9 protein-coding genes are annotated in these 12,725 nt (G+C 42.4%); 5 read left to right on the top strand and 4 right to left on the bottom strand.

Annotation, left to right across the window (positions count from 1 at the left end; translation table 11 throughout):
* Positions 1-275: 275 nt before the first annotated feature.
* Positions 276-1,337, bottom strand: a complete 1,062-nt coding sequence (locus EO98_RS01090; protein ID WP_048140879.1) for a hypothetical protein — start codon at positions 1,335-1,337, stop codon at positions 276-278.
* 475 nt (positions 1,338-1,812) lie between these two features.
* Here EO98_RS01090 and EO98_RS01085 point away from each other — a divergent pair, with 475 nt between their 5' ends.
* Positions 1,813-2,352 carry a GNAT family N-acetyltransferase gene (locus tag EO98_RS01085; RefSeq protein ID WP_048140877.1) on the top strand — a complete coding sequence of 180 codons (540 nt, stop codon included), beginning with the start codon at positions 1,813-1,815 and terminating at the stop codon, positions 2,350-2,352.
* Between the two features lie 54 nt (positions 2,353-2,406).
* Here the strand turns inward: EO98_RS01085 and EO98_RS01080 are convergent, their stop codons facing one another.
* On the bottom strand, positions 2,407-4,992 hold the full coding sequence (locus EO98_RS01080) for a NosD domain-containing protein (protein WP_048140874.1): 2,586 nt from the start codon (positions 4,990-4,992) through the stop codon (positions 2,407-2,409).
* 463 nt (positions 4,993-5,455) lie between these two features.
* Here EO98_RS01080 and EO98_RS01075 point away from each other — a divergent pair, with 463 nt between their 5' ends.
* The 3 genes from EO98_RS01075 to EO98_RS01065 all read left to right on the top strand — a co-directional run bounded on the left by EO98_RS01075 (position 5,456) and on the right by EO98_RS01065 (position 6,583).
* Positions 5,456-5,719, top strand: a complete 264-nt coding sequence (locus tag EO98_RS01075) for a hypothetical protein (protein WP_048140872.1) — start codon at positions 5,456-5,458, stop codon at positions 5,717-5,719.
* A 434-nt stretch (positions 5,720-6,153) separates the two neighbouring features.
* A complete protein-coding gene (locus EO98_RS01070) occupies positions 6,154-6,411 on the top strand; it encodes a hypothetical protein (protein ID WP_048135890.1) in 258 nt (85 codons plus the stop codon).
* Positions 6,404-6,583, top strand: coding sequence for a hypothetical protein (locus EO98_RS01065; RefSeq protein ID WP_048140870.1), 180 nt, complete (start codon positions 6,404-6,406; stop codon positions 6,581-6,583). The genes EO98_RS01070 and EO98_RS01065 overlap by 8 nt, the downstream gene beginning before the upstream one ends.
* A gap of 477 nt (positions 6,584-7,060) precedes the next feature.
* On the opposite strand, the gene EO98_RS01060 is transcribed toward EO98_RS01065, so the two are convergent.
* Positions 7,061-8,374: an NAD(P)/FAD-dependent oxidoreductase gene (locus tag EO98_RS01060; RefSeq protein ID WP_048140868.1), complete on the bottom strand. Its 1,314-nt coding sequence runs from the start codon at positions 8,372-8,374 to the stop codon at positions 7,061-7,063.
* A gap of 298 nt (positions 8,375-8,672) precedes the next feature.
* Between EO98_RS01060 and EO98_RS01055 the strand changes: the two genes are divergently transcribed.
* Positions 8,673-11,387, top strand: a complete 2,715-nt coding sequence (locus EO98_RS01055) for a calcium-translocating P-type ATPase, SERCA-type (RefSeq protein WP_048140867.1) — start codon at positions 8,673-8,675, stop codon at positions 11,385-11,387.
* A gap of 132 nt (positions 11,388-11,519) precedes the next feature.
* Here EO98_RS01055 and EO98_RS01050 read toward each other — a convergent pair whose 3' ends face one another.
* On the bottom strand, positions 11,520-12,701 hold the full coding sequence (locus EO98_RS01050; protein WP_048140864.1) for a cation:proton antiporter: 1,182 nt from the start codon (positions 12,699-12,701) through the stop codon (positions 11,520-11,522).
* Positions 12,702-12,725: the final 24 nt, after the last annotated feature.

Genomic DNA, 12,725 nt, shown 5'->3' with positions numbered 1-12,725 from the left:
TGACAAAGCATCTTCAGTTCGAAACACAAATTCATCAGAGAATTTTATGCCTATTCTTTCTTCCGTCTTCTTTTGACTGATAATCCATCTGATCTTCTTAGCATTTAGTTTCACAATAGAGGATCATCCCAGCTAACATAGTATGCGAAATATTTTTGGGATAAAGGGTCAAATCTAAAAAATAGCAGGTCAAATATTGGAAAATGCTTGAGAGAAAAGAGTAAAAGTGAGATTCTGAATAACCTCAAATAGAAGTTATTCAGATTTCCTACTTATTAGAGAAAACTAAGAACTCCAGAGAATTCGGCATCAAATGCATACTTTTTAAAGTTAGAGGTTTCGAAAATCTTCTGCTTTATGTAGTAGAGTACACTCAGAAGGCTTTCACTGCATTCAGATTCCATATCTCCTGCATATGGGTGGATATTATCTTCAAGGGCACTCAGAAGCTTCGGGTCAATGCCATCTTCAAAGTAGGCATCCATAACCAGAAGGTTTGAAATCTGCTCATAAAAGCCCGTAAGCTCATCAAGCCAGCCCGCAACACCATTTCCTGCTGCATATTTCTGCCGGTTAAGGAACATGAGATAGCCGGAAATAGTAGTGATCAGGTCCTCAGTCAGCCTGTCTTCAGGAAATACAATTGGGAAGCGTTTCATTACTGCAGGGGTTACAGAGCTTGAGTACACCATCTCAGACTCGCAAACTGCTGGAAAAAGTCTGGCAATCTGGCTGTTAAGGACTGCAGTTACATAAGGGTATTTTTCCGGTTCTTTAAGGACAATACCACAGCCGCCCTCAAATACATGGTTTCCGGAAGCGTCGTAGGCTGCCTGCAAACGGTAGCCTTCGGTAGCAATGATTTTCGGAGTGCCAAGGTACTCCAGAAGTTTCTTGCCCCTTACACTATAGTAGTCTGCGGAGTCAAGAGGAGAGTTATCGTGATCGAACTGATTTTTGAATTCCAGGATTCTCCCGTATGCCATAGGGAACCTGACTTTCAGATCCTCTGGAGGGATTATTCTGCCCTCCTTCCTGTTGCCTTTGTCTGACAGCTCATAAGGCAGCATAAAACGATAAGGTGAGGGGTTAAATGCAAATTTTTCGGAAAATGCGCCTGAGACGTAGGGATAAATAAGTTCAGGCTCTAAAATTACGGGTTTACAGAGGCCTTCACAAAGATAAAGCGAGTCAGAATCGCTTCCTTCTGGAACTGCAAGCCTGTGCAGCAACCCATTTTTGGTGCTAATGCCTCCAAAGATGCTTTCGGAGATGTCTCCAAGTTTAGTCGGAAGTTCACAGATTTTTTCTACAATTCGGTTTTCATTCAGGAACATCTATTTTTCACTTCTTAGAAATATATTGAGAAAATTCCTTTTCTCTTGTTTTTACTCTCAGAGCTGGATCTTGTCTGAGTTGTTGAAAAATAATTTTATCTCAGCACTCTGAACTCTGATGTCCCATTAAAACAATCAAAATCCGGTCTGAAACGCAGGATAGGGTTTGTATAATTACCTGCAGGAAATAGTAGAATAGCATAAGTATATAAATATATTCGCACTGAAAATTAATTATAAATATAAATCATGACAAATAGCCAAAGTAAATCCAGACCAATAAAAAAAACGTGGAGCAACGACTCGTATTATTTAAAGGAGAACTATTAGAAGCAGCTCTAAGTAGAATAAAAAATAAGGAGGTGGAGAAATAAATCTCTATTTGATGCAAAGTTTCAGGCATATAATCTGTTATTCAAGGAAATGCAGGGACTGACCAAATAAATTTAAATACTGATTTTCAGACTACTTATATATGCAAGGAAGCAAATATTCCGAAAAGTATTTAATAAGAGAAGCTACAGCCGAAGATATATCCGGAATGCTTGAGGTCTTTAACTATTACGTTGAAAATAGTTTTGCAGCGTATATCGAAACTCCGGTTGGCCCCGAGTTTTTTCAAGCTGTTCAGAGTCAAAATGAGCAGGATGGAAATGAGCATTTTCCTTTTTATGTTATTGAAGAAATGGGAAAAATAATAGGACTCGGAGCCCTGAGACCATATTTTCCATTCCCGAATTTCCGGCACACCGGTGTGGTTTCCTATTTTATCCTGCCAGGGCACACAAGAAAAGGCCTTGGGTCCGGGATGCTGGACAAACTCTGTACGGAAGCCAGCAAAAAAAAGATGAAAAGCCTCCTTGCAAATGTGTCCTCAAAAAATGAAGCCAGCCTGAACTTTCATCTGAAACACGGTTTTATTGAATGCGGAAAGTTCCGGGAAGTCGGAACTAAATATGGGAAATATTTTGATATCGTATGGCTGCAGAAGTTCCTTGAGGAAGATCGGGAGTAAAATCAGATAAAATCAGATAAAACAAGAGTAAAAAAGAGAATTGGAAAAGGAACATTAAAAAGAACCTGCAAGGGGCAGATAATCAATGTTTCCTTTACCCATATCGTAAGCTGTCTCACAAATGCCATCACCATCGGCGTCTGGATTTGACTGACTGAAACCATTCCCTTCAGGTGAAGCCCAGAAGTTCCCACCCAGGAAAGATTTTCCAACAATATTGGTGCCTGAGTTTTTGCTTACATTCCAGACATTGCCTGAACTTTTTCCTTCGGAATATAGATTTTTCGTGTTGTTAAGGTAATTATTATAGATAATATTGTTATTTGAGTCAAGAATGCAAATGCCATATCCTGAATTCGAATCCACTATATTGCTGTTAAACGTATTATTGCCGGAAGAGTTAAGAAAGATACCGTACTTTGAATTTAAATTAATACTGTTGCCAATCAGAATGTTTTTGCCGGAGCTTTTCAGGTAGATGCCAATTCTATTGTTTGGTGCCCTGCTGTCACTCAGTATATTGTCATTGCTAAAAGAATCAAGCCAGAAACCATAACTGCTGTCAGATGCTGTATTGCTGGAAAGCACATTTTTGCTGGCGTTATGCAGAAGGATTGAGACCTCACTGTAAGAAGCGGTGTTGTTTTCCAGTTCGTTTGCAGTAGAATCCCATAGACTGATACCATACTTCTTGTTGTTTAATGCCATATTATTGTCAAGTACATTTTCGTTTGAAGCTTTCAGGTAAATACCCACTTTATTAGTATATGACGCCCTGTTCTCATTCAGAGTATTACCGTTACTTGACGAATCCAGCCAGATACCATAGTTGCTGTTAAATACCTTGTTATTGCCAAGGATGTTTCCGCTGGAGTTATGCAAAATAATACAGACATTGCTACTGTTTGAGGCTGTATTGTTACTTAACGTATTTTCGCTTGAGTCCAACAGATTGATACAGGACCCGGAATTATCAAATGCCGTACTGCCGGAAACTGTGTTTCTGCTGGAAGCTTTCAGATATATACCGATCTTATTGTTTGCTGCAGCATTATTTTCCAGTACATTGTCGAGGGAAGAATCCACCCAGATACCGTAACTGCTGTTGGAAACCCTGTTATTAAAAAGTATATTTTCGTTTGAGCTGCGCAACAGGATACAGGCATTGCTATATGATACTATGTTGTTGCTAAGAGTGTTGTTGCCTGAGAAATCAAGACGGATGCCGAATCCCGGATTTAAGATAAAATTATTTCCTTGAATATAGTTCCCGACAGAGTTCTGAAGAGTATCCTGATAGTTAAATAATTCGTTGTTTTCAATGCGGCAATCTTCAACCCCATAAAGGTGAATTCCGGAATTGGAGGAACTTATGTTTCCTGTAACATTGAACCCACTAATCACCACTCCATCGGCTGTGACAAAGAAAACATCCTCCGAGCTGCGGACTGCCTGAACTCTGGTATCCGAAGGGCTGCCGGATGCTGAAACAACAACCAGGTCTTCTACATTTATTTCTACGTTTTCCACATAGATGCCCGGATAAACAAGAATAGTATCCCCTGGATATGCACTGTATACCGCAGCCTGGATGGAGGTGAAATCTGCAGCCTGGTCTGCACTGTTGCTTACGGTAATTACCGTGGACTTCGATTCTTTGAGCGGGAAATAATCAATGACTCCGCTGCCTTCAATATCATACATGGAATCAAAGATGCCGTCAAGGTCAGTATCCCTGCCACCCAGCGGATAGACAGTTCCGTCAGGTCTTCCCCAGAAGTTACCACCAAGGTGAGACCCGCCTACAATATTAGTGCCTTCGGATCTCGTTGTATTCCAGAGATTTTCCCCTGCGGCCAGTTCAGATTCCACGTTCACTGCATTATTAAAATAGTTGTTATAAATGAGGTTACTGGAAGTTTCGTAGATTTGCAGGCCCACTTTTGTGTTAGACTTTATAGTATTGCTGACCAGAACATTACCGTTTGACACACCTGTAAGAGAAATACCCCCGTCATTTTCCGAAACCGTGTTATTTTCCAGTGTGTTGCCAGGAGAATCAAAAAGTGAAATTCCACTGCTACAGTATGAAACTGAGTTATTTCTCAGAATATTGTTCTGACTGTCACCAAGGCTGATGCCTGTCAGGCTATCCGAAACATCATTATCAATCAGAGTGTTACCTGAACTAAACATGTAAAAATCGATGCCACAGCTATTATTCGAGAGTATATTATGCTCAATGCGGCAGTCAGCAACTCCATATAAGTGAATCCCGGCAGCTGAGTCCGATCCTCTTATGCTAAAGCCCTTAATGCTCACTTCATTTGCCCAGATACCGAAAACGTCTTTAGAACTATCAGCTGCCTGAATGATTGTATCTGAAGAGTTGCTGGATTCGGAAAGAATGGTCAGAGATTTGGTAATTTCAATATTTTCCTCGTAAATGCCTGGTTTGACAATTATTTCATCGCCTGGATTTGCAGCATTTACTGCAGCCTGAATGGATGTAAAATCAGCAGCCAGACCTGTATTGTCATTTACCGTAATTGCGATAGCTGCTGCATTTCCTGTAATCACGAGATTGAACGCGAGAACTGCTATGAAAACGATTATGCTTTTTCTTTTTGTTTGATACATGGTAAACTCCGTAACAAAATTCTTGAATTCTGTAACGAAACCTATTTTTCGGACAATTATCGGAATTAATAGTCGGATCTCAGAGATTTAGGGGAGAGACCTTCTCTAAAGCGCTACAGGTGACCTCAAAACGATCAAGAAAACAGTCCTGTTAGGATAGTGAGGCTGATTTACCTATGAACTTCAGATTTTAGAAAGGTCTTTGAGATCAAGACCTGAAAAACCAGACACTCACGGAAAATTTTCCAATTTCACTGTTCTCCGAATAATTAACACGGCTACCTCGCTGCTCTCATGGATATAAGAACAATGTTTTAAGCCTGGACACCGAATATTTGAAATTTAATTAGTATGTTAAAAAATAGTACAGTTATATAAAATTAACTCAAATGTTAGGAAGTTGGGTATTTGAATACTTCATTTCCTCATCAATCAGGATTGATTTTGTGTAAATTTGTTACAAATGGCGACGTTTCCAGCAAAATTACATCCTAAATTCGATCCATTTACTTACCTGAACCCCGAAGGCGAGACTCTACATGGAAAAATTAAAGGTTGGGAAGATAGAGTTAAACTTATGGGATCCGAAGATTACCTTCACGCTCTTGAAACGATGGGGAGAATCCCGCTTTTTACACCTATCCTTGCATCCCTCATGCTCTTTATAGGAGGGGTCCAAATGGGGAGCCTTTCACGGGAGAAGGGGCATTTGTTGCCAACGGGTTGATCATGTCAACCGGGTTTTTTACGCTTGTCTATGCAGCAGTCCTGCGGTTCAGGCAAGGGCTCAAAGAAGCCGAATAAATCAAAATTGCGCTAGCGCACCCCGCAGCAAGCTAGCGGGGTATTCGACTGAAATAAAGGGACAAACGTTTACTGAATGAGTGAACCGGGATTAAAACGGGAAAAGGAAAAAAGCCTTGAAAAAGTTACTGAAGAAAACGCCTTATTTTTGATTAATTTTTAGCTTAACAAAAAGCCAGAATCGGCGACGTAGCAAATGTAGGCCCGCAAAACTCCGGTCCTTAGCTTCTTCTTTTAAAGTATAGAATTTAACTAAAAAGTTAGAGAAGTCCAGGGTTTTAAACATTCTTTTAGAAAAACAGGAATAATTGAAATAGAATAATCGAAATATAAATAGATGGGGGGAGAGTTAATTTGATGGGTAAGAGAGCTTTGCTGCTATTAGTATTCATTCTATTTATTGTACTTCCGGCTGCAAACATAGATTGGATAAAGTGTATGGAAAATTCCGGTTCTGCAGCCGGAGATTTGCCAACGGACCTGACAGAAGGAGAGATAAACCGCAGTAATGACGGAAAATACAGGGATGGCGTGGTTGATAATTTTGATTATTATTTAAATCCGGGATACCCAGCGGGATTCACCCACGCTACTGGAAATAGAGGGAGTGGATAAGTACGCAATGCAGAGTGAACCTGAGAGATGCGTAAAAAGCAAAATAAAGCAATTATGCTGCGGGGATGAGTTCTCAGGTCATGGAAAACCCGGGATGCCAGAACCTTTAGCCCTGGCTCAGGTTCTTACAGGTAAACACATAAAGGGGGATGCCCGTGACAGGATAGGATGAATACGAGTCACGGTTAAAGAGACCTTTTTTAGAGGTGAAAATATTAAAGTGGTAAGGATTCATGAGTTTGGCGGACCGGAGATTCTGAAGTACGAAGATGTCCCCGAGCCCTATCCAGGCCCGGGGAAGAGGTCTTTGCTAAAGTACCGATAAATCAAATTGCACGCGGCCACTCCGCCCTAAACAGGCTGTTCGACAATTATTTCCAGCAATAACGGAATTTCTTCGGTTTCGATTATACATTCAGGATGGATGAAACGAAGACTTTTCTTATGAACAATTATGGAAAAATTAAAAATGAGTGAAAGTAGTCATTCGGAACTACAGCAAATCAGAACTACTGTTTGAGTCAAAATGTTCTTATATCCGGATTTCATCTCTGTATAATTATTTTAGTTAATAGATTTGGAAACAGCTCCCCCACCCGGATATAGACCATAAACTTAATGAATGTCTTAACTTAGTTTTTACCTGAGTTTAATTTCCTTTTTCTTTGATCAGCAGTTCAGCCGATTCAAACCCGGCTTTTACCGAGCCGTTCATACTCCTTTCCGGATAGTTGGTTGATGAGAACATACCTGCAAGATAAAGTCCGGATGGGCCTGCAGCAAAAGGAAGCACATTTTTAAGGTATCCCTGTTCGTATACAGGAGCGGTATCTATTCTACGGTAGAGTTTCGTCCAGTGAACCCCTTCTCTTGAGAATCCGGGAAACATTTTTTCGAGCCCTCTCAGATAAGAATCAATGACCTGTTCTTCTTTTTGCGTCCAGAGAGCACTTTTTTCGTCCTGGAAATAGGACGTCACATAGACCAGATGCTCACCATAATCTTCAAAAGGCAAATAATTAGTGTGCTCGATTACGGCTCCAAAAGGCACATCGGCTTTTATGTTCAACCAGTAATTCCCATCTTCCATAAGCTTTCTGTCAAGCCCGATCAAAGCGCACGCTGTCCCTTGATAACGGATATTTTGTAAGGAATTATGCAGGGCTCCAAGCTTGCCTCCGGTAATTGCGTCCAGTACCATTGGTTCTACAGTTGAAATAACTGCATCGCAGGCTATAAAATCCCCGCCAACTACCACTCCCTGTACGGCATTGCCTTTGATCACAATTTCCGTTACTTCCTTAGTTGTTTGGATCTCTCCCCCATTTGCAGTTATTTCCCCTGCCAGGGCTTCTATAAGGGAGTTAAAACCTCCTCTCATGTACCCCAGTTTCTCTCCTTCTTTTCCCCTATCCGACCTTATTTTCACCCGCCCGATTAGCCAGGCAGCAGAAACGTTTTCGGCATTGTCTCCGAATTTGCTTTTCATCAGGGGAGCAAAAAAGTTTTCATACACCGACTTTCCTGCAGTATCGAGGATCCAGTCCTTTGCCTTTATTTGATCATAGGGCGCCGTGTCTTTTATCAGTCTTATCCTGAAGACCAGCAGGCCAAGTTTTACCAGGTCAAGAATAGAAAGAGGGCTAAAGTGTAAGATCTCAAGAGGGGTGTTCATAGGATAGTTCTTACCATCCACGAAATAGGCGTTTTTTGCTTCCAGCCATAGCATCTGCTTTTCAAGCCCAAGTTCCCTTATAAGGGCAAGAAGTTCCGAATCACTCCTGAATATATGGTGGTAGTACCTTTCAATAAAGTATTTTATTCCGGAGTGTTCCAGACAGTAGCTTGCTGCCATTCCTCCAATATCCGGATCTTTTTCAAAAACGACTACTTCGTTAGATGTACAGAGCCTGTGACCTGCTGACAAACCGGCAAGTCCGCTTCCGATAATTACTATCTTCATGTATATTTTTCCCTCTGTTCGTTAAATTTTTAAGTTAATTTTTGAGAATTGGCATTTACAACCTTGAAATTTCTAGATAGAGAAACAGATAGATTCTAAAGAAACAGATAGATTCTAAAGAAACAGATAGACCCCACATATTTTTTCCAGGAAAGGTTTTGTAGAATTGCAAATTACATAAAAACCCCTTTGCATATCGATATGTCTAACCGCTATATATACATTAAACTCATTTATATTATAGCACAGTACATACTGAGTGCAGAGCTATCGGGTTACAAAAAGACGAGGGTCAGGGTTGTACTACGATCAGGAAATTAGCTCGGTTTTTGAAGAGCTGAAGACATCAGAGGAAGGGCTGAGCTCCGGAGAAGCTGAAAAAAGACTGGAAGAGTATGGGAAAAACGAACTTAAAGAAAAAGAAGAAATCTCTGTCTTTCGCCTCTTCCTCTCACAATTTAAAAGTATTTTAATTTTTATCCTGATAATTGCTTCCATTGTTTCGGCTTTACTTGGGGAATCCATTGATGCAATAGTGATTTTATTTACTGTTTTTCTTGCTGGAGTTCTCGGTTTTGTGCAGGAGTACAGAGCTGAAAAAGCTATTGAGCTTCTCAAATCCATGACGTCTCCGGAAGCAGTTGTAATAAGAAATGGGACCGAAAAAAAAATCCCCTCAACAGAACTGGTTCCCGGGGACATAATTCTGCTTCAAACCGGGGACCGCATTCCTGCAGATGCCAGGATAAGTAAAGAGTTCAACCTTAAAGTGGACGAATCCTCGCTCACCGGGGAATCCGTGCCTGTCCAGAAAATTACCGGTTCCCTGCCTGCAGACACCCCAGGAGCTGACAGGAAGAACATGGTCTATGCAGGGACTGCAGTTGCCTATGGAAGAGGAAGGGCTGTTGTCACGGCAACAGGCATGAAAACCTCTTTTGGAGAACTTGCCGGGCTTCTCGGGACAATAGAAAGGTCCAGAACCCCTCTGCAGGAAAGCCTTGATAAATTCGGCAGATTGATTGGCGGGGCAACTCTTGTAATTGTAGCTTTTGTTGCAGTGCTCGGTGTATTTTCCGGCTTTCCCCCTCTTGACATGTTTCTCTGGGGTGTTGCGCTTGCAGTTGCCGCTATCCCTGAAGCCCTTCCTGCGGTTGTGACAGTAGGGCTCGGGCTTGGAGTAAGGCGCATGGTCAAAAGGCATGCCCTTGTAAGAAAACTGCCTTCCGTAGAAACGCTAGGTGCTACAGATGTTATCTGTTCTGACAAGACGGGCACACTTACTCAGAACAAAATGACGGTTGAAAAGATATATGTTAACGGGCAGACCCTCAAGGTCACAGGAAACGGGTATAACCCTGAGGGAAAATTTCAAATAGGAGATTCAGAAGTACCGGAGGACAATACACATCTTCGGATTCTTTTGCTTGGGGCTGCTCTCTGCAACGATTCAAACCTTCATGAAGAAGAAGACGGATGGAAAATTACAGGAGACCCGACAGAAGCAGCTCTTGTAGTCGCTGCGGCAAAGGCTGGATTTGAAAAATCCGAGCTTGACCGGAAATATCCACGGCTTGGAGAAATCCCTTTCTCTTCCGAAAGTAAGAGAATGACTACCTTCAATAAACTGGAGGACAATCCGGGTAACTTTTTTGATTCCGAGCTTGTGACTTTTTCAAAAGGAGCTCCAGAGGTCATCCTTGCCTCGTGTACGAAGACTTTCCTCAACGGCGAAATGAAAGCTTTAACCCCCGAGCACGAACAGGAGATCTCCGAGCAGGTTAAGGAGCTTGCTGACCAAGCGCTGCGGGTTATGGCCATTTCTTTCCGCCCGCTTGAAGAAAACTTTTCTCCCGAAAAAGTTTCGTTCGGGGAAATCCCTGTAGAGAAGATCGAAGAAGACATGGTCTTTTCAGGGTTAATTGGCATGAGAGACCCTCCCAGGGAAGAAGTGAAAGCTGCAATCAAAACCTGTGAGGATGCCGGCATCAAGACTGTAATGATAACAGGAGACCATAAAGTTACAGCAGCTGCAATTGCGCGAGAACTCAGGATTTTGAAAGAAAACGACCTTACACTTACTGGTTCTGAACTTGACAGCCTTGAAGAGAGTGAATTTGAAGACAAAGTTGAAAGGGTCTCGGTTTACGCCCGGGTCTACCCTGCCCATAAACTGAGGGTAGTAGAAGCTCTAAAAAAGAAGGGCCATGTTGTGGCGATGACCGGAGACGGGGTAAATGATGCTCCTGCCCTGAAAGCTTCGGATATGGGCATAGCAATGGGCATTACAGGCACTGATGTGAGCAAAGAAGCCTCAAGCATGATCCTGACCGATGATAACTTTGCGTCCATTGTCTCGGCAGTTGAAGAAGGACGAAATATATTTAAAAATATCAAAAATTTCATCACCTACGGGCTCACAGCCCATATAGGGGAAGTCCTGATCGTCCTCATAGCAATTTTGGGCTGGCAGATCCTGCCTTTGCTTGCCGTACAGATCCTGTGGATCAATCTGATTACAGATGGTCTCCCTCCTATGGCTCTTTCTGTTGAACCTCCTGACAGGGGGCTTATGAAACAGAAGCCGAGGAACGTTGAAGAAGGGCTTATCACCCGCCGTGAAGTCGCTGCCGGACTGGGGCTGGGAGGGCTTATAGCCTCGCAGGCACTGATAGTATTAGTCTGGGCTCTGGACAGCGGTTTTCCCATTTCGAAACTGCAGACTATGATCTTCACACTTGTGGTCTTTTCAGAGATGTTCAACGCCTTCAACTGGCGTTCTGACAGGTATTCGGTTTTTTCTCTGGGACTTTTTACAAACAAGCCTCTGGTCTACGCTGTCCTGACCACAGTGATTCTGCAGTTGATGGTGGTTTACGTCCCGTTCCTTCAGTTTGCTTTCGGGACAGTTCCCCTTTCATTTTCTGAGTGGGGAATCATACTCGCTTTAGCTTCCACCACACTCATCTCGATGGAGATTGTAAAGTACCTGAACGCAAGGAGAGCCCACTGATCAAAAAGTGAATTGAGTTTGTCCGGCTCTCTGATTCAAGCAGTCATTTCCATGTTCCTTTTTCCGGATAAAAACAGTCATTCCCCTGTTCCGAAAAGTCATTCCCCTGTTCAGAATCCCAGAATTAAGCAGTCAGGCCCTTATCCTATCATCGGTTTTCTTTTTTCTTTCAGTTTTAATCGCAAACTTCAAAAGCGGAGGTGAAACCAGAATAGATACAACCACCATAAGCACTATCCCCGAAAATATTTCCTGGTTGATAATCTCCAGTTCCCTGCCTATGGTCAGTACCACAAGTTCTACCCCTGCCCTGGGCATGACTCCTATCCCGAAGATAAGGCTTTCATAAAAATCGAAACCTATGGCTTTTGACCCTATGAAACCCCCTATTAGCTTTCCTGAGAGGGCAAAGAGGACAACCAGGAGGGCAAAAACGCCTGTGTTTCCCAGGGTGGACAGGTCAATTGAAAGGCCTATAAATGCAAAAAAAAGAGGGATCAAAATCCCGTAAGCCAGTCCTTCTACTTTGCTCTGCACGTCCTGGATTTTGGCAAGGGGAATTTCCGAAATTAAGATCCCTCCTATGAACGCTCCTATTGTTGCATGAAGCTCAAAAAACTCTGCAAGATAGGCAGAAAAAAGGGCTACCATAACCACAAAGGAAAATACTGCTTCTTTTGCATGCATTTTCTGAGCATAGACAAAAAGCCTGGGAAAAAGATACTTTCCGAGGATATACATAATCAGCAGAAAAAGCAGAATTTTTCCTGCAATCGTAAGAACGCCCAGAACCGAAGGCACGCGGTGAAAGCGGGAAAAGGTAACCACCACAGAGAGTAGAAATATCCCTATAATATCGTCCAGGATTGCAGAGGAGAGTATTACTGTCCCTGGCCTGGTGGAAAGGTAGTTCAGGTCTATAAGGGCCCTGAGCACCACTCCTATGCTTGTAGGGCTGAAAGCAACTGCCATAAAGAGGCTTTGAAGAAAACTGAAATCAAAGATATTTCCAAGCCAGAAACCGAAAGCAAAGGCAAAGGCGACCTGAAAAAGTGTAGGGACAAGAGCAGCCAGCGCTGCAGGTTTCAGGTCCCTTAAGCTCACTTCTTTATATCCTGCAGTGAAAAGCAGAAAAATAGCCCCAAGCTGGGCAAAGAAAGTAATTACTCCGGTTTCTACGTTAAGAAAAAGCACTCCAAGTAAGATACCTGCCAGAATTTCTCCCATGACTGAGGGGACACCTACTCTTTCTGCCACCTCACCCAGAATTTTCACACTGAAAATCAGGAATAGTATCTGAAACAGAGCACTCACTGCTGTTAGTCCCCCACTCTTTGC

The organism is Methanosarcina sp. 2.H.T.1A.6 (assembly GCF_000979455.1).
In the GTDB taxonomy this organism is placed as follows: Archaea; Halobacteriota; Methanosarcinia; order Methanosarcinales; family Methanosarcinaceae; genus Methanosarcina.
This window is presented reverse-complemented; position numbering and strand designations above follow the sequence as displayed.